At 66.8% G+C, this 16,008-nt stretch carries 12 protein-coding genes, 31 tRNA genes and 1 pseudogene; 36 read left to right on the top strand and 8 right to left on the bottom strand.

The window, feature by feature from the left end; all coding sequences use genetic code 11:
• Positions 1 to 485: 485 nt before the first annotated feature.
• Complete coding sequence (locus ABN034_RS24440) at positions 486 to 1,184, top strand: sulfotransferase family protein (protein ID WP_349693314.1); 699 nt, start codon at positions 486 to 488, stop codon at positions 1,182 to 1,184.
• A gap of 97 nt (positions 1,185 to 1,281) precedes the next feature.
• On the opposite strand, the gene ABN034_RS24435 is transcribed toward ABN034_RS24440, so the two are convergent.
• The 5 genes and pseudogenes from ABN034_RS24435 to ABN034_RS34550 form a co-directional block, all read right to left on the bottom strand.
• Positions 1,282 to 2,082 carry a helix-turn-helix domain-containing protein gene (locus ABN034_RS24435; protein WP_349693313.1) on the bottom strand — a complete coding sequence of 267 codons (801 nt, stop codon included), beginning with the start codon at positions 2,080 to 2,082 and terminating at the stop codon, positions 1,282 to 1,284.
• Between the two features lie 195 nt (positions 2,083 to 2,277).
• Positions 2,278 to 3,570 carry an alkaline phosphatase family protein gene (locus ABN034_RS24430; RefSeq protein WP_349693312.1) on the bottom strand — a complete coding sequence of 431 codons (1,293 nt, stop codon included), beginning with the start codon at positions 3,568 to 3,570 and terminating at the stop codon, positions 2,278 to 2,280.
• Between the two features lie 246 nt (positions 3,571 to 3,816).
• Positions 3,817 to 4,119, bottom strand: a complete 303-nt coding sequence (locus tag ABN034_RS24425) for a hypothetical protein (RefSeq protein ID WP_349693311.1) — start codon at positions 4,117 to 4,119, stop codon at positions 3,817 to 3,819.
• A gap of 450 nt (positions 4,120 to 4,569) precedes the next feature.
• Positions 4,570 to 5,148, bottom strand: coding sequence for a DNA polymerase beta superfamily protein (locus tag ABN034_RS24420; protein ID WP_349693310.1), 579 nt, complete (start codon positions 5,146 to 5,148; stop codon positions 4,570 to 4,572).
• A gap of 91 nt (positions 5,149 to 5,239) precedes the next feature.
• Positions 5,240 to 5,362: pseudogene (locus ABN034_RS34550) on the bottom strand (nucleotidyltransferase domain-containing protein); the annotation flags it as partial.
• An 890-nt stretch (positions 5,363 to 6,252) separates the two neighbouring features.
• Here ABN034_RS34550 and ABN034_RS24410 point away from each other — a divergent pair.
• From ABN034_RS24410 to ABN034_RS24245, 35 genes are all read left to right on the top strand, one after another.
• A tRNA-Trp gene (locus ABN034_RS24410) sits at positions 6,253 to 6,326 on the top strand.
• Between the two features lie 106 nt (positions 6,327 to 6,432).
• A tRNA-Pro gene (locus ABN034_RS24405) sits at positions 6,433 to 6,505 on the top strand.
• A gap of 49 nt (positions 6,506 to 6,554) precedes the next feature.
• Positions 6,555 to 6,627 (top strand) — tRNA-Phe (locus tag ABN034_RS24400).
• 40 nt (positions 6,628 to 6,667) lie between these two features.
• A tRNA-Glu gene (locus ABN034_RS24395) sits at positions 6,668 to 6,738 on the top strand.
• A gap of 11 nt (positions 6,739 to 6,749) precedes the next feature.
• A tRNA-Gly gene (locus tag ABN034_RS24390) sits at positions 6,750 to 6,821 on the top strand.
• A 118-nt stretch (positions 6,822 to 6,939) separates the two neighbouring features.
• Positions 6,940 to 7,007, top strand: a tRNA-Gln gene (locus tag ABN034_RS24385).
• 66 nt (positions 7,008 to 7,073) lie between these two features.
• Positions 7,074 to 7,147 (top strand) — tRNA-Leu (locus tag ABN034_RS24380).
• A gap of 1 nt (position 7,148) precedes the next feature.
• Positions 7,149 to 7,221, top strand: a tRNA-Thr gene (locus ABN034_RS24375).
• 4 nt (positions 7,222 to 7,225) lie between these two features.
• Positions 7,226 to 7,301: transfer RNA gene (locus ABN034_RS24370), tRNA-Gly, on the top strand.
• A 40-nt stretch (positions 7,302 to 7,341) separates the two neighbouring features.
• Complete coding sequence (locus tag ABN034_RS24365) at positions 7,342 to 7,785, top strand: HNH endonuclease (RefSeq protein WP_349693308.1); 444 nt, start codon at positions 7,342 to 7,344, stop codon at positions 7,783 to 7,785.
• A gap of 46 nt (positions 7,786 to 7,831) precedes the next feature.
• Positions 7,832 to 7,904: transfer RNA gene (locus ABN034_RS24360), tRNA-Gln, on the top strand.
• A gap of 20 nt (positions 7,905 to 7,924) precedes the next feature.
• Positions 7,925 to 7,998 (top strand) — tRNA-Leu (locus tag ABN034_RS24355).
• A gap of 6 nt (positions 7,999 to 8,004) precedes the next feature.
• Positions 8,005 to 8,082 (top strand) — tRNA-Thr (locus ABN034_RS24350).
• Positions 8,083 to 8,085: 3 nt separating this feature from the next.
• Positions 8,086 to 8,157 (top strand) — tRNA-Thr (locus ABN034_RS24345).
• Between the two features lie 77 nt (positions 8,158 to 8,234).
• Positions 8,235 to 8,308, top strand: a tRNA-Leu gene (locus ABN034_RS24340).
• 5 nt (positions 8,309 to 8,313) lie between these two features.
• Positions 8,314 to 8,387: transfer RNA gene (locus ABN034_RS24335), tRNA-Asp, on the top strand.
• Between the two features lie 77 nt (positions 8,388 to 8,464).
• A tRNA-Ser gene (locus tag ABN034_RS24330) sits at positions 8,465 to 8,550 on the top strand.
• A 6-nt stretch (positions 8,551 to 8,556) separates the two neighbouring features.
• Positions 8,557 to 8,631 (top strand) — tRNA-Ile (locus ABN034_RS24325).
• Between the two features lie 4 nt (positions 8,632 to 8,635).
• Positions 8,636 to 8,708, top strand: a tRNA-Arg gene (locus ABN034_RS24320).
• Positions 8,709 to 8,731: 23 nt separating this feature from the next.
• Positions 8,732 to 8,824 (top strand) — tRNA-Ser (locus tag ABN034_RS24315).
• 1 nt (position 8,825) lies between these two features.
• Positions 8,826 to 8,897, top strand: a tRNA-Lys gene (locus tag ABN034_RS24310).
• An 8-nt stretch (positions 8,898 to 8,905) separates the two neighbouring features.
• A tRNA-Arg gene (locus ABN034_RS24305) sits at positions 8,906 to 8,977 on the top strand.
• A gap of 127 nt (positions 8,978 to 9,104) precedes the next feature.
• Positions 9,105 to 9,176, top strand: a tRNA-Lys gene (locus ABN034_RS24300).
• Position 9,177: 1 nt separating this feature from the next.
• Positions 9,178 to 9,251, top strand: a tRNA-Met gene (locus tag ABN034_RS24295).
• Between the two features lies 1 nt (position 9,252).
• A tRNA-Val gene (locus tag ABN034_RS24290) sits at positions 9,253 to 9,324 on the top strand.
• A gap of 7 nt (positions 9,325 to 9,331) precedes the next feature.
• A tRNA-Glu gene (locus tag ABN034_RS24285) sits at positions 9,332 to 9,406 on the top strand.
• A 5-nt stretch (positions 9,407 to 9,411) separates the two neighbouring features.
• A tRNA-Asn gene (locus ABN034_RS24280) sits at positions 9,412 to 9,482 on the top strand.
• A gap of 7 nt (positions 9,483 to 9,489) precedes the next feature.
• Positions 9,490 to 9,573, top strand: a tRNA-Ser gene (locus tag ABN034_RS24275).
• A gap of 85 nt (positions 9,574 to 9,658) precedes the next feature.
• A tRNA-Val gene (locus tag ABN034_RS24270) sits at positions 9,659 to 9,731 on the top strand.
• 2 nt (positions 9,732 to 9,733) lie between these two features.
• Positions 9,734 to 9,809: transfer RNA gene (locus ABN034_RS24265), tRNA-His, on the top strand.
• A 100-nt stretch (positions 9,810 to 9,909) separates the two neighbouring features.
• Positions 9,910 to 9,982: transfer RNA gene (locus ABN034_RS24260), tRNA-Arg, on the top strand.
• Positions 9,983 to 10,032: 50 nt separating this feature from the next.
• A tRNA-Cys gene (locus ABN034_RS24255) sits at positions 10,033 to 10,105 on the top strand.
• Positions 10,106 to 10,251: 146 nt separating this feature from the next.
• Positions 10,252 to 10,845 carry a phosphotransferase gene (locus ABN034_RS34545; RefSeq protein WP_502879087.1) on the top strand — a complete coding sequence of 198 codons (594 nt, stop codon included), beginning with the start codon at positions 10,252 to 10,254 and terminating at the stop codon, positions 10,843 to 10,845.
• Between the two features lie 549 nt (positions 10,846 to 11,394).
• Complete coding sequence (locus ABN034_RS24250) at positions 11,395 to 12,207, top strand: CPBP family intramembrane glutamic endopeptidase (protein WP_349693307.1); 813 nt, start codon at positions 11,395 to 11,397, stop codon at positions 12,205 to 12,207.
• Positions 12,208 to 12,556: 349 nt separating this feature from the next.
• Complete coding sequence (locus tag ABN034_RS24245; protein WP_349693306.1) at positions 12,557 to 14,122, top strand: MDR family MFS transporter; 1,566 nt, start codon at positions 12,557 to 12,559, stop codon at positions 14,120 to 14,122.
• 182 nt (positions 14,123 to 14,304) lie between these two features.
• Here the strand turns inward: ABN034_RS24245 and ABN034_RS24240 are convergent, their stop codons facing one another.
• The 3 genes from ABN034_RS24240 to ABN034_RS24230 all read right to left on the bottom strand — a co-directional run bounded on the left by ABN034_RS24240 (position 14,305) and on the right by ABN034_RS24230 (position 15,875).
• A complete protein-coding gene (locus tag ABN034_RS24240) occupies positions 14,305 to 14,499 on the bottom strand; it encodes a hypothetical protein (protein ID WP_349693305.1) in 195 nt (64 codons plus the stop codon).
• Between the two features lie 120 nt (positions 14,500 to 14,619).
• On the bottom strand, positions 14,620 to 14,952 hold the full coding sequence (locus tag ABN034_RS24235; RefSeq protein WP_349693304.1) for an MFS transporter: 333 nt from the start codon (positions 14,950 to 14,952) through the stop codon (positions 14,620 to 14,622).
• A complete protein-coding gene (locus ABN034_RS24230) occupies positions 14,952 to 15,875 on the bottom strand; it encodes an MFS transporter (RefSeq protein ID WP_349693303.1) in 924 nt (307 codons plus the stop codon). Before ABN034_RS24230 ends, ABN034_RS24235 begins: the two co-directional genes overlap by 1 nt.
• Positions 15,876 to 16,008 lie beyond the last annotated feature (133 nt).

Here is a 16,008-nt window from a genome sequence, read left to right as displayed (position 1 = left end):
AGTCGGCGCGGGTTCTGCAACGATAAGCATGCGAACGCCAGTCACCACGACCATCTACACCTGGGCGTTGACGTCCCGGTTCGCGGTTAGTCCAAGCTGCGACCAGTCGCCACCCGGACCGCCACTTGGGTGCGGGGTGTCCGTTCGGGGAAACCCGGCCGGACACGCTCGTGAGGTCAAGCCGATCGCCGGCGCCGTGACCAGCAGAGTCTCACATGCCCCGTCCGCAAGGACTCTCAATGAGGGTGGGGCGGGCTATCCGGACGGTGCCGGCAGTCACAGTTCGCGCCAATGCTCGTCCTCCTAGGCGCCACAGCCAAAGTGGGATCGTCGTCTTGGATGCCTGTAAAGGGCGTCGCCGCCGTAGAACGCCCGGAGACGCTCCCACTCCTCGTTCTGCGTAGCGCCGATGAAGATACCCAGCACCCCGGCTCAGGTGAATTTCGTTCAAGATCTCGACGGCACGTTGCCCCATCGTGGTCTGCATGAGCGACGGACTGCAGGTCATAGGGGTCGGGCTGCATCGGACCGGGTCGATGTCGGTGAAGGCGGCGCTGGAACGGTTGGGGTTCGGGCCGTGCTATCACGGCATGGAGGCGCTGCGTCGATCGACGGACGGCGACCATTGGCTGGCCGCGTACGAAGCCGGCGGTGAGTTCGACTGGTCGGTGATCTTCGAGGGTTATCGTGCCACTTTGGACTGGCCGACCATCTACTTCTGGGAGCAGTTGTCCGCTGCATATCCAGACGCGAAGATCCTGCTCACAGAACGCGATCCGGAACTCTGGTGGGACAGCCACGTCCGGATGTTCCAGGTCAGCGCCGAGCTCGACCAGGAGCGGACCGACGAGGAGCGGCAGGGGGCCAAGGAGTCTGGCTACGCGCAGGTGGAGGAGGCGCTGGTCACGGTGGTCATGGCGACCTTCGAGGGGCAGGTGTTCGACAAGGCGCACTGCCTGCGGGTATTCGAGGAGCACTACGAACGGGTGCGGTGTAGCCTGCCGGCCGAGCGGCTGCTGGTCTATCGCGTGCAGGAGGGCTGGGAGCCGCTGTGCTGGTTCCTCGGTGTCGACGTTCCGGACGAGCCGTTCCCACGTGTGAACGTCGGCGATGACCTTCGGCACAACATCCGGACGGCGATGCGGCTGGCCAGAGCGCAGACGGGGGAAGCAGTGTGGCGCTGACGCTCTGTGAACTGGATACCTCTTCAGAGCGATATCCAGTGCACAGAACGGGTGAGGCCAGCAGCTCGCGGGCGTGGGTTCCGCAGTCGTGTTGTGATCAGGCGGTGATGAGCGCGGCCGGGGTGGTGCCGGTGAAGTGGCGGAACTCGCGGATGAGGTGGGCCTGGTCGGCGTAGCCGGACTCGGCGGCGATGCGGGCCCAGCTCTGGCCGTGGTCGAGGTGCCGCCACACGGTCGAGAGCCGCAGGAGCCGGGCTGCCATGTGGGGTGCCACGCCGACCTGCTGCTTGAATTTGGTGATGAGGTGCTTGTGGCTCCAGCCCACCTGGCGTGCGATCTCCCTGATCAGGTCCCTCCCGTCGGAGTGCGCGAGCAGGCGCCAGGCGTGGGTCACCTCGGGCGACGGCTGCGGTCCTCTGGTGGCGCGGTCGAGCAGGAAGGCGTCGAGTAGCCGGCTGCGCTCCTCCCACGTGCGGGCAGACTGGACCTGCTCGCCGAGCCGGCGGGCCTCCGCGCCGACGACGTCCTCGAGAGCGACGTGCAACGATCCGCCGATCTCCGAGAGGGCAGGCCCGAGCAGTTTGTAGGCGCCGAGAGGGGCCAGGCGCGCCACGATGGCGGGTGCCCACGGTCCGTGGATGCGGGTGTGGGAGGTGCGCGGGGCGTTGACGAGCAGCGGGGGATGCCACGGCTGGTCCGTCACCTTCACGGCCAGCACTGTGACCAACGTAGCGGGGTCCACGAAGTCGCCGTGTGGAAATGCCGCCTCGTCGAACCCTTCGTGGTCACGGGCGACCCACGGCCGCAGGCGAGCATCCGCCGGCAACACGATGCTCGGCGAAAGCCCATGCTCGACGCTCGCCCGCTCCCTGCCGCGGGATACCGCCTCCTCCGACATGACCACGAGGCTACGGAACTCGACGAACCCACCGGCATCGCCCTCGTTCTGCGCCGTAAGGTGGTACGCCGGGGTGAGTGTTGGAGCCGGAGACCACCCTCCCGATCCGGCGTGTGTCATGAAACCAGCAGGCTCAGACAAAGACGATCACCAGACCAGGCCGCGCTGGGGCGCCAGTTGCCGGCCGTTCGCGGATCAGAGCAACAGCGACTCCCGCAGCACCCGGCCCTCGGACTGCGCGGGTGGGTCGATCCCGAGGATCGCCGACATCGTCGCGGCCAGGTCGACGTGGCGTGGGCTCCGCGGCGGCCTCCCGGGCCGGATCCGGTGGCCGGACAAGATGAGTGGCACCTTGGTCTCCGCGCGACTGCCGTGGCGTCCGTCGAAGCCCTCGGCTGGCGGGTTGAAGGACAGCGCGTACGGTGCTGCCAGTTCGAGCACCAGCTGGCCGTATTGGGGCGCCATCCGCAGCTCTGCCTGGTCGGTCTTGGTCAGCACGGTCGCGACACCTTCGACGTCGGCAAGCGCCGCGTGGGCACGGCCGATCGCGGCGTCGTCGGTGGCCAGCGGGCCGAGGAGATGCACGGACGCGATGCTGCCGCCGGAGACCAAGACGACATCGGTCTCCGGCGATGGCCGACCACCGGACCCGATCACCTCGGGCGTGAAGCCCGCGGTGGCGAGGGCGGCGACTGCCTGAGCGGCCATCGGCGTGTTCCAGCCGGTCATGCCGTGGTCGCCGGTGACCACCCAGGTCGTCCGACCGAAGAGGTCGAGATCCTTGACCGTTCGGATCAGCCGTCCGAGCTCGACGTCGGTCTCGCGCATGGTGTCGAGCATCCGCGGGTCGTCGGGCCCGAACGAGTGCCCGTCGCCGTCGAGGTCGCTGGAGTAGACCGCCAGGAAGTCCGGTCGCCGGGTGATGGTCACCATCGTGCCGCCGCTGTTGACGGGTTGCCCGGTGAGCATGGCGATCGCGTCGTCGACGCGCGCGCTGATCCGTCCGCCGGGCTGGGTGTAGAGGCCGTCAGGGTCGCCGTACGCGATGCCTTTGTCCTGCAGGATGAACCACTGCGCGGAACCGATCTGGATGCCCTGCGGTCGCCACGCCTGGGCGAGTCCCTCGACCGCACTGTCGCGGCTCTGGCCACGGGCGACGCCGGCCGCCTCGTCGTAGTAGTAGGCGGCGTTGCGGGTGCGGTCGGGGAAGGCGCCGCACGAGATCGCCGTCCATGACTGGTTGGTGATGCTGGCCATCACGCCGGTGTTGGTGGTCACCGAGCCGAGCCGCGCCAGCGACATCAGGTTCGGCATCGGCGCCCGACCGTCGAGGTAGTCGATGTCGAAGCCGTCGAGGGCGACGAAGATCAGCAGGCCGCGCTTGGCGGCGGCGTACGCAGGCACGGCGTCGAGGGGTGATGCGAGCGCCGCAGCCACGGCGCCCGCGCCGGCGAGGATGCCGCGCCGGGACAGAGAAGTAGTGGACATGGCGCGACCGTAGAAGCGGCACGCTCCCAGCCGGCGGCGATTGGATGAACGGTCCGCAAACGGTCAAGGCCGTCGAGAATCCCGCGGCCATAGATGGCTACAGCAGACGTTCGGCCAGGTCCTCGGCGCTGCGCGCGCACTGCCGACCTCGACCTGCCGGCCGCTCGGTTCACGATCCGCTCCGGCAAGGGCGGCCGAAGCCGGACCATCCCGGTCGGCCCCGCAACCGTCCAGGTAATTGGCGACTCACTCGATCTGTGACAGCAGCACCCCGCAGTGGTCCGAGCCAATGCGGGCGACTTCTGCGTCGTACTGCGGCGCCTTGGAGGTGACGCCGTGCCGCATGGGAACGTCGATCAGCCAGTCCCAGTGGACGACTTCGCCCTCGCGCACGATGTCCACGTCCGTCGACGCGCAGCCGTACTCGCCGCATTCGCAGCGGGCGATCGGAAGCCGGCGGGGGTCCGGAGTAGCCACCAGCCGGTTGTGGGGGATCAGGACGTCGAACGGGCCCATCCCCATGCCAGCGCCCTTGGACGTCATCTCCATGTCGTCGATGAAGACCAGCAACTGGTTCCCGCCGACCTCGGTGCCGGCTGAGGAACGTCGAACCGGATCGATTCCTTGGGCAATCGGGAGAAGACTCCTCCGCCGATCCTGATCCGCTTCCAGGGATCCATCTCGCCCGGCTTGGGGGTCTGGAGCTCGTCGAGTGCGGTGTCCAGCAGTGCTTGGATTTCGTCGGTGCGGTCCGAAGGTGATGCGCCCGCGAGCTCGCGGAGCGCGGGAGAGTCGAGGCCGTCAACCAGAGCCTGAACAGCCCCGTCGATCAGGTCCTTGGCGTCATACCCGGGAGCATCGGACCAACGTGAGGCAGGCGTCGTACAAGCACTGCTCAGGTGAGGTCCCGTTCTCACTCACCGACAAATGATCGCGCAGCACGGCCCGGGCGCGAACCGAGTTTGCGCAGACCCTCAGGTCTCACTGGCCGGCGAGGTCTCACGTCCACTGCCAGTGCCGCCGTTGCGTGTCGATGGCCCATGCGCTGATCCGGTCGAGGTCGGCCGTGTGCGGAAGGGGCGAACGGTCCTCGTCGAGCAGCGTCCGCACCGCGTCCTCCAGGCGGGAGATCTCGGCTGAGACCTCGTCACGGTCGACCTCACCTCGTTTCACCGCGAGTACGCGGGCGCGCTCGCGATCCGGCAGAGGCAGGCTGAGGCTTCCGGTGCTGGCGATCTCGAAGCCTTGGTAGGCGAGCCGTAGGGCGTGGCTGCCGTACTTCACGTCCCAGCCGTACTTCTCGATCAGCTCCGGCCGGTTGGGCACGTTCCGCTTGGACTGGCCGAGCATCCGTTCGTGCTGGGAGCGCATGTAGCCGAGGAAGCGTTCGACAGCGAGTCGCGACATGAAGGCCGTGCGCAGGTCGCGGAGTTCTTCGCCCAGAGGTGTGACGACGACCAGCGACTCCTCGGGGGCGAACAGCGGCAGCATCACGGTGGGGTTGCCCTTGATCGCCAGGCGCAAGTACTTCCGAAGCGAGTAGAGCACCAGGTCGGTGTCGCCGTGCCCGCTGCGCACACCTTCGGGCTGGGGTGCGCCAGATGTAGTCCTCGCGATGCCGCTCGACACCGAGGACCCATTCGGGCGGCTCGATGTAGACACCCATCTCGTCGTGGTCGTCGGTGCCCTCGATTGCGATGCCGTGCACGCCGCTACCGACGACGGAGCGCAGGATCTCATTGGGGAGCGCCACGCCGCGGTCGCCGTAATCGACGTTCGGCTGTTCGGACATGGTGGCCATGTTATCGACGCGCAGTTGTCTCGGTCGCAGCTCACGTGTGCCGACGCGGCCACGGTCTTCGGTGCGGCTCTGGCGCTTCGTTGCGTTGATGCTGACCTTGTGCAGTTCGACGACTCCAGTGCCCGGGTGCAGTTCCGGCGCCCGTGACTCGATCCTGCGGATCGTGGAGCGGTTCGGGGGTCCTCGGGGTGGTACGAACACCGCCGAGTTGGCTGGGTACAGGCACGGTCACGGTCCGTCCGGTGGGGGTAACCGGCACACGTTCGGTGGGTTGACCGACCAGGCGTTCCGGATGGTGCCGTTGCTCGAGGCGGGTAGGAACGCCGATTGGCCGTTCTGAAGGTCGTGTGGGCTCTGGCGCGTACCTGTGCTCAGGTAGGCGCCAGGCCCACGCCGTGTCAGATCTGTTGAGTACGGCGGGTTCGTACGGGCTATCCGGGCTGGGGCGGCTTTCGTCGTTGGGGGGCCATCCGAGTGACTTCCGCTGGGCAGGCAGGCGGCTACCGTCGAACGACTCGCCCAAGTGTCGCCCGTGATGCTGCATTGATGACGAGGTCAGTCCGGTTCTCCAAAGACTCGATGCCTATCACCTTCTATAATTCAGTTGTTGATGGCCGCATAGTGGCCCTACTGTAGTTGCCGAACCAATCATCAACCAGGCCAGGAGAAGCGACATGCTGTGGCACACCTCATGCGATACGCAGCGGCACATGCCGTGCGGCGAGGTGGTCGTCGCGACCTTCGGTCGACCCGTCCTCTCCTACGCCAGCGAGAAGCTGAACCTGGGCAGGCGGCGAACGTAAGCGCGTCTCCGAAGCGCGAACGCCGCCCACCCAGACAGGGATCGGGCGGCGTTTTCTGTTGTACGGCAAGGAACACATGCGGGTGTAGCTCAACCAGGCAGAGCAGCGGTCTCCAAAGCCGCCACATGTGGGTTCAACTCCTACCACCCGTGCTCCCGCTCCGGCTGCGCCGGCGGCGTCGATTGTTGAGAACTCCACAGTGGATGGCATGCATGAACGGCCCGGCCGGCAGAAGTCCGACGGCCGGCCGGGCAACGACGGGATGTGGCGCAGCAGGGAGCGCATCCGCTTTGGGAGCGGAGGGTCCTCGGTTCGAGTCCGAGCATCCCGACGGCATCTGCCCGGCGAGACGCGGGTCAAGCTGCATGTGAAGGTTCGTTGCCCGCCAAGCTCAGGTGGTAGAGCGCCGGCGTGAAGAGCCGGAGGATCCGGGTTCGACGCCCGGGACGGGCACGCCGCCGCGGAGAAGGCCACATCTACCGCGGCGATTCACCGCCGATTCGACCATGGGTTAGGTCGTCAGGTTCTCACCTGGAGCAGCGGGTTCGAGTCCCGCATCGGCGACGTCGTATCTCGCGGCTATAGCTCAATGGACAGAGCGTCTGGCTTCCACCCAGAGGATCGGAGTTCAATTCTCCGTGGCCGCTCAGGTGCCGGAACCCGTAACCAAGGATGCAACGCGGCGCAGTGCGGTAGCCGATTCGCTGCGCGGGACGCCCGCGTAGCCGGCGCTACCTTGGCTGTCGGTCCCGACACCGCCATGTAGGGGCTCAGCTAACGGCAGGCTGCCTGGCTTTGACCCAGGTCGTGGCGGGTTCGAATCCTCCGCCCCCACCAGCACTCGGCCCCCAACAGCACTCTGCCCCAACAGCACTCGGCCATCAGCCTTTCCTTCGCTTGCCGCGGTGGCCCAACTGGGAGAGGCGGCCGATTCAAGATCGGTTCAGTGCGGGTTCGACTCCCGCCCGCGGTACGCCGTTGTAGCTCATTGGGCAGAGCACTGTCTTGGTACGACAGGGGTAGCCAGTTCGAGTCTGGCCGACGGCTCAATGCGGATGTGGCGCAGCTGGTAGCGCATCACCTTGCCAAGGTGAGGGTCGCGGGTTCGAGTCCCGCCGTCCGCTCCAATCCACCATGGCGATGTCAGAACCGGAGAGGAGGGACCTGGTGGAGACCGTACTCGTCATCAACGCCGATCTCGGCCCGCTTCACCGGGTCAGCCTGCGCCATGCCGTGGGGATGCTGATCCGCCGGGTCGCTGAGGTGCATGAGGCGGTGCCCGACCGGCTGATCGGGACGTGGCCACGCCCGACGGTGGTGCGTCTCGTCCGGTACGTGTTCACCCGGTGGCGGTACACCACCGGGCCGGTCTGGTCCAGACGCGGCGTCCTGGCTCGCGACCGGCAGACATGTTGCTACTGCGGCGGTGTCGCGGACACGGTCGACCACGTCGTTCCCCGCTGCCGCGGCGGCCGCAACACGTGGACCAACACGGTGGCTGCCTGCAGCGGCTGCAACGGCGCCAAAGGAGACCGCACCCCCGCCGAGGCGGGCATGAGGCTGCGGTGCAAGCCGGTCGTCCCGTCGTGGGCGGCGACGGCCAGGCGCTGACCGGCTGGCCGGCGGGGAGCGCAGCCCCGCCGGCCACGCTGGTCGGTCCCGGATCGTCCAATCGGTAGCGACACCTGACTCTGGATCAGGCGATCGAGGTTCGAATCCTCGTCCGGGAGCCCACGCATCCGCCGATCCCGCCCTCGTAGCCCAACAGGGAGAGGCGCCGGCCCGAGGTGCTGGTCCGTGCGCGTTCGAATCGCGCCGAGGGCACGCAACGCCGGCGAGGCGCCACAGGCCGACGCACCGGGCCTGTACCCCGGAGGTGTGTGGGTTCGAGTCCCACCGCCGGCTCCACCGGCCAGCGCAGCACGATTGGTGGTGCACCGCATTCGTAACGCGGGGGAGCGAGTTCGATCCTCGCCGCTGGCTCTACGGGCGACGCACAGGTGTGCAGCGCCGCCTTGCAAGCGGCGCCTGCTCGGTTCGATACCGAGGTTGTCCACCATGCCCGGGTAGCCCAACTGGAAGAGGCCGCCGGCTTAGACCCGGTGGGTTGCAGGTTCGACTCCTGTCCCGGGTACGCATGGTGCCGTAGCTCAGAAGGCGAGAGCACTGCCCTGTCAAGGCAGAGGTCGCGGGTTCGAGCCCCGTCGGCGCCGCACGATCGATCACGGGCCGACCGCGGGCCGCAGTCGAGGGTAGCTCGGTCGCGGGCTCAGCGGTCGCCTCAAGTCTTGGAAGCGTGGCCGAGTCTGGTCTAAGGCACCTCACTGCTAATGAGGAGGGGTTCTCCCCGCGCAGGTTCGAATCCTGCCGCTTCCGCCCTGTGTCGCTGTGGCCAAGCTGGTGAAGGCACCTCGCTGATAACGAGGAGATGCGGTGGTTCGAGCCCACCCAGCGACACCGTGCCCCTGTAGCTCAACGGAGAGAGCACCGGACTACGAATCCGGGGGTTGGACGTTCGAATCGTTCCAGGGGTACGCAGTGAGCCAGTATCGATTGTGGAGAGGCCAGCCGAGAGATGGCGCCGGCCGCGGTTTCGAAAACCGTCGGGGGAGTGATCCCCGTAGGAGTTCGACCCTCCTCCTCTCCGCCATGCGCCGTTAGCTGAGATGGTCTAGCAGCCGACTCTTAATCGGTAGACGAAGGTTCGATTCCTTCACGGCGTACGAAACTCGCGGCATGTGCGCTGGATGCGCTGCTCGGCCTTCTAAGCCTTGTGCGCCAGGTTCGATCCCTGGATGCCGCGCCGCCCAAACTCCTGCTAGCTCTCAATGGAGAGAGCTCCGTCCTCCTAAGGCGGGTTGTCCGGGTTCGACTCCCGGGCGGGAGACACGAGCGCTGGTGATTCGGCGCCGGACGTTCTGTGTGATGATGCCGCTCGCGCCTGATGGTTGGGCACCGGACTTTTAATTCGGACTGACGGGGTTCGATTCCTCGGGGCGGCACGGCGGGTAGGAGTACCGGTTGTGCTCGACGGTCTCATAAGCCGTGACAGGTGGGTTCGACTCCCACACCCGCTTCGTCCCGGTAGCTCAGCGGGAGAGCACCGCCTCGACATGGCGGGGGCCGCTGGTTCGATCCCAGCTCGGGGCACACGTATGGCGCGGTGGACGAATGGGGAGAGTCGCCTGCCTTTCAAGCAGGACACGTGCGGGTTCGAGTCCCGTCCGCGCTACTCATTCCGGTGTCGGGTAATGGCAGCCCAGCGGCCTGTTAAGCCGCCTGTCCTGGTTCGAGTCCAGGCGCCGGAGCAGTAGGGGAGGAGCCGGGTGGTTACGGATGCGCCGTTGGAAGCGGTGTACGGGTTGAGTCCCGTCGTGGGTTCGAATCCCACCTCCTCCGCCCTGGCGCCGTAGTTCACCTGGTCGGTGGGGCTTGCCATATATATGCAGGCCGTGGTCGGTTCGATTCCGACACGGCGTATCTCGCCCGTGTAGCTCAGCGGTAGCAGCGCCTCGTTTACACCGAGGAGGGCCCAGGTTCGATCCCTGGTGCGGGCACGGTGGGTGTGGTGTACCGGTGGTGCACGTCAGGTTGTGGTCCTGAAGGTTCGGGTTCGAGTCCCGGCACCCACCCCATGCGCGTCGTGGACGGCGGCACGTCCAGCGGCCTGTAAAGCCGCCGCAACTCGTTGCAGACCTGGGTCGGCACCAGGGGCGCGCACGACGCACTGCCCATGCCCTCGTAGCTCAGCGGAGAGAGCACCGTCCTCCGACGGCGGGTGGCGCTGGTTCGATTCCAGCCGGGGGCGCTCATGAACATATGGCAGGGTTGATCGAAGGCGTTGTTGTACGCCGGCATGGCCGAATGCCCGAGTCTGGTGAGGGAGCGGTCTGCAACACCGTGTACCCGGGTTCGAATCCCGGTTCGGCCTCGGCACGCCATCCACTGTGGGGGTCTCGCCCGCAGACTTCAGCCGTCCACGGTGACGAGTCGCGATGAGATGCGATCAATGCGGCGCGACGAGCTGTTGCGGGCCGAGTGGCACCTGAGAGAGATCTACAGATTGGACGACGACCTATGCGCAGCGGTCGAGGTCCGATTCAGCGAGTTCTTGGGCTCCGCATGGGACTTGCCGCCGACTCTTGTCCACGCCTCGGGGCCGAACACGTGTTGGTAGACGAGACGCGCGGCATCTCGGGACTGGTCGACTTCGAGTCCGCGACGATTGGCGATCCCGCCGTCGACTTCGCCGCGCTGCTGCCCACGTTGGGAGATGAGCGGGTTCACACGCTGGTCGAGGTGTACGGTCGACCGGTCGACCTGCACCGGATGCGCTGCTACGACTGGCTCGGATCGCTATTCGCGGTGCGGTACGGCATGGACACCGAGGATGGCGAGACCATGCGGGACGGGGTTGAGTCGCGGGCATCCGGGAGGCGCTCGACGAGGGAGCGCTGCGACGCTCGCTGGCCGTTCAACACGGGACCCCCACAGCGAGCAGCATCTCGTCGACGAGCTGGCTGTCACCAACCCGACCGGGCTGGTGCTGGCCCCGACCATCGATCTGGACCGACCCGACCCGGACTACACCGACTGGCTGCTCGGGCTGCCGGTGCCGGTCGTCCTGGTGGAGCGAGAGGTCACCGGTTCCGACCGGTCACTGTCGTGTGAGCGTACCGACCATACGCTGTCGCCGCCCAAGGCGTGGATCGGCCGGACTGCTGTGCGTACCTTGCTGGAGCTCATCGTCGAAGGCGACGACTCCCCCGTCCGGCACGTCGTTGCCAAGCCCCGCCTTGTGCTGCGCAGCTCCACCGCCACCCCGCCCCCGGCAAGCTCAGGTGAGGAACTCCCCGCCCTCGTACTCGGCGACGATGACGGTGAGACGCCCGCGTTACGTGCACAGGCGGGCCGATCAACTGCAGACCCAGACGTGCAGTGGTACGTGGCGTATGCGGCGAGATCCGGGCTATCGTCGCAATTCGCTTGTGGGATGGCTGTTGGAGGCTGTCTGTCAATCGTTCGAACCCAGTACCTGCCACCCCTGGAACGGCCTCTGACCTGCACGTTCAGGTCCGGGGCCGTGCGTGATCTTGGCCGGGTCGGATCCGGCCGCGATCTGAAGGAGACGACAGATCGGTGAGGTGGCTGTCAGTTCCTCCTCCCACCGTGTCAGTGGCATGACAGGGCCGTGACTGGAGGCTGGGCGATCGTTCCCGCATGGAGAACACGCAGACCCCCATGGCCGCAACGAAAGTTGCCCGACCGATCCGCTTCGTCGAACTGCTGGTCGCTGACCGTCACGCCCTTCCGCTGTCGATCGCGCTGCACCTCGTGCCCGGCGCCCTGATCGTCGCCGTCTACATGCTCTTCGCCGAGCCGCTCGTCAAAGCGATCGGCTATCCGATCTTCTTGGCCTGGGCGATCGCCTTGGTCGTGGTGCTCGCGCCGGTCCAGTTCGGCCTATTGTGGCTGGGCCGCAGGCGCAACGGTCGGTTCTCGCTGCGCGGAGTGGTGGACTACCTGGACAAGCCGATCCCGCGCGGGAAAGTCGCCGCCATAATCGCCGGCCTCATCGTGTGGATGGCCGTGGTGTCGATCGCGCTCACCCCGTTGGACAATCTCGTCTTCGAGTGGTTCTTCACGTGGATCCCCTACGAGGGCGCGGGCGGCAGCGCCACCACCTACCTCGACGGGTACTCGCAATCGTCCCTCGTGGTCACGATGCTGGTATGCCTTCCGTTGACCGGATTCACTCTTCCGCTCATCGAGGAACTCTACTTCCGCGGATTCCTGCTGCCCCGCATCTCCCACCTGCGCTGGTGGGCGCCCGTGCTCAACACGGTCCTGTTCTCGGTGTACCACTTCTGGGCGCCGTGGACGGTCCTGTCGAAGGTGATCTTCATGTTCCCGGCGGTCTGGCTGGTCTGGCGGAAGCATGACATTCGACTGTCGATCGGTATGCACCCCGGTACGGCGCTCCTCATGGCGACGGTCGGCACCATCGCCCTGATTCTGGGCCTTGTGCCGTAACGCCTAGATGTAGCGAGCGACCTCATACCGCCGAGGGGTCGCGGCGTTGCCGCGAGCTGCCGCGTGAGTGTGACGAGGGGTGTCCATTGGGAGGCCCCTCGCCGGTGTGGTCATTACGCGGATCGCGCCGAGCCGGCTGCCACGTGCTATTTGCGGCCTCAGGGCTCGCCGGTGAATGGCTTCGGCAGCTGTGGATGGCGTACGTGGCAATCGGCGCATTTCAGGCAATCCGACGGGACGGTTGCCCGGAACGTGGTGCCACCGGGATGTCGACTCGGATCCATCAGTCGGTTTCAGGAATGTATGTCGGCATCGATGAGTTGTCGGCGGTGTGCCGGTCTGAACCAGCATGACCGCGACCTATGAGGCCCTCAGCCGGGATGCCGGCTGCGATATCGACACCGACCCCGTGCGAGGACCCATGCCTGCCGACCGACCCGCCCGCGTCCTGACGGACACCGCACACGCGCGTGGCCGCACTCCCGCGGTGATCCGGCTGCTGATGCTGTCGACGTTCGTGGTGATCCTCAACGAGACGATCATGCTCAACGCGATCCCGCGGCTGATGGCCGACCTGCGCGTCACCGAACAGGCCGCGCAGTGGGTCTCCACCGGGTTCATGCTGACCATGGCCGCGGTGATCCCGGTCACCGGCTGGTTCCTCCAGCGGGTCTCCACGCGCAGCGCCTACGCCACGGCGATGGGTGTCTTCCTCGCCGGGACTGCACTGGCCGCAGCCGCCCCCGTCTTCGAGGTGCTTCTTCTCGGCCGCATCACCCAGGCCGTCGGCACGGCGGTGATGATGCCGCTGCTGATGACAACCCTGATGACCGTGGTGCCCGAGAGCGACCGGGGTCGGGTGATGGGCAACGTGACCATGGCGATCTCGGTGGCCCCCGCTCTGGGGCCGACAGTCTCGGGTCTCGTCCTGCAGCACGGCTCTTGGCGCATGCTCTTTCTGCTGGTGTTGCCGATCGCGGGCACGATCACCTGGTTCGGCCTGCGTCGCCTCCAGAACGTCGGCGAGCCGCATTTCAGCACCATCGACTGGCTCAGCGTGATGATGGCTGCCGTCGGCTTCGGTGCGCTGGTCTATGGACTCACCCAGTTCGCCGAGGGCGGGGCCGGCAGGTCGGTCATGTTCGTCGTGGGCGGGCTGGCGGCGGTCGGGGTCTTCGTGGTGCGCCAGCTGCGTCTGCAGCGCGCTGGCTCGCCTCTGATGGACCTGCGTACGCTGCGGCACGCGACATTCGCCAAGGCGCTGGCCCTGATGTCGGTGGCGTTCATGGCGATGCTGGGTTCGATGATCCTGCTGCCCCTGTTCCTGCAGAACGTCCGCGGCCTGAGCCCGCTGCAGACGGGCCTGCTGGTGATGCCCGGCGGCATAGCCATGGGTCTGCTCGGCCCGATCGTCGGGCGGTTGTTCGACCGGTTCGGTGGGCGGGTGCTGGTGATCCCTGGCTCCTTCGGGATCGTGGCCGCGCTCGCCGGTTTCACCCAGGTGTCCATGACGATGCCGTACTGGCAGGTGCTCGGGCTGCACATCCTTCTGATGCTGTCCCTGGCCGCGGTCTTCACACCGGTGTTCACGATTGGGCTGGGCGCCCTGCCGCCACACCTCTACTCCCACGGCAGCTCGATAGTCGCCACCCTGCAACAGGTCGCCGCGGCGTTCGGCACCGCGCTGGCAGTCACGGTGATGACCATTCGTGCCGACCAACTGATCACCAACGGAGTCACCGACGGCGCCGCCCAACTCGACGGGATGCGGCTCGCCTTCCTGGTCGGCGCCGTCATCTCGATCGTCGTTGTCGTGACCGCACTACGCATGCCGCGCCGCGCCGACAAGGAGGCGTACGACTCGCAGGAGGGGCCGTACGACGAACTGGACGACGAGCTCCAGCCCACCCGCTGAACCGACGACCGTCATCTGGGGCGAGTCAGCGGGCGTCGAGTCCGGGGATGAGGCAGCGCGGCGCGACGTTCCGCTAGCTTTCGTCGATCCAGTCGCGTAGGAGCCGGGCGTTGGTCCAGGCGAGGGGAACGTCAAACTAACCCACTGCAAGCCCTCCTGCACCACTAACGTGCGGTACGGACCTAGATCGCACCAGCAGTCTCGCAATGCAACGCGTAGGCGCGTGCGGTGACCGACAGCACGACCGCCTGGACCTCGGGCGGCGGGCGGTGACCCGTGAGTCCTGACGGCAGCAACATGCCCAGCACCGACAAGTTATCTCCGGTGTGGGAGTTGACCTGGCGCACCAGCTCATCAGCATCGGCGTTTACAGGCATACGTCCACGTCCTACCGCACGCCACCGACACGAACCTGATCGCCGGACTCAGGTCTGCAACTAGCCCCGGTGGGAAGTCTCCGGGAGAGGAGGACGTCAGGACTCCGGCGTGCCGGGTCGTCAGCCGTGGTTCTCCCGATCGTTCAGAGCGGGCAAGCGCATGAGTCTGACGGCAGGACTGAGGAGGACCACGGCGGTGATGGCCGCGGACATGCAGGTGAGCACGACGAATGTCGCGCGCACACCGAAATCCTGGAGCAGCCATCCGCCGCCGAGGGGACCCAACGGCGCGGCAAGGCCGGCCACGAGCATGACCGCGCTCATCATCCGCCCTTGCATCTCTGGTGGAGTGATGCTGATCTGGATCGCGGCGAGCATCCCGTTGGCCGGGGCAGAGGTGAAGTACGTCAGTGCCAGAAGGGCACCAATAACGAACGGGTTGTACGCGAACATCAGGGCGCCCAGAGCGAGCGTGGCGGTCGCGCCGAAGAGACACACCAGTACGGGCGGTGGGAGTCGTCGCTGGATTTGCGGGGACAGCCAGGCCCCAGTATCCCGCCGATGCCGGCCAGGGAAAGGGCCGCGCCGATCTCGACGGCTGGCGCCCCCCGTGCACTGGTCGACGCGATCACCACAAGGATGACAGCGGGGAAGATGTGCTGGTATCCCGCCGCGCACAGCAGCGTGACTCGCAGATATGCGCTGGCCCACACCAGCTGGATGCCAGTGAGCAGGTCCTGGCGCAGCGGCCGGGGGTTCGTCTGTCGCCCTTCGTCGCCGTGCAGTCTCCGCTTGACCGAGCGGATGAGGAGACCGCTGGTCATGAAGCTTGCCGCTTGCGCTGCGATCGGCAGGGCGGCCGCGACACCGAAGAGGAGGCCGCCCAGGGGCGGGCCACCGAGGACGGCCAGGTGACCGCGCGCCTCGTTCTGCGCCATGGCGTTCGGCAGCTGTGTCGTGGGCACGACCTGCCGAACAGCGACCATCTGAGCAGGATCGAAGAACGCGTCACACGCCGCGGCTATGACGGCTACGACGACGAGGTGCGCGATGCTCAGACGGTCGGCCACGACGGCCAGGGCAACCGATGCTGTGGCCACCGCTCTGATCGCGTCGCACGTGACCAGGAGCGCCCTGCGTGGGAGCCGGTCCACGAACACTCCGGCAGGCAGCCGCAGAACCGCACCAGCGGCCATCCCCACGAAGGCGATCATGCCGGCCGTCAGCGCCGAACCGGTCGCCAGCAGCGCCAGCAGGGGATAGGCGATCATGGCGATGCTTGTTCCCAGGGATGAGATCGCGTGTCCGGTCCACAACACCATGAAGTCGCGGTTCTTGCGCAGGGGAGTCGACGCGGACCCAGCAGCGCTCGTCAACGACTTCGGCCTTCCGTGTGGCGAGAGAGCCCGAACAAGGCGGCGGACACGATCAGACGTCGGCGGAACCTGTACCTGTCCGTGCCCTCCTCGGGTATCCACACATCTGCTCCAGTGGTCGCCACTCCGGCGG

This window comes from Actinopolymorpha sp. B11F2 (genome assembly GCF_040195635.1).
Classification (GTDB): Bacteria; Actinomycetota; Actinomycetes; order Propionibacteriales; family Actinopolymorphaceae; genus Thermasporomyces.
This window is presented reverse-complemented; position numbering and strand designations above follow the sequence as displayed.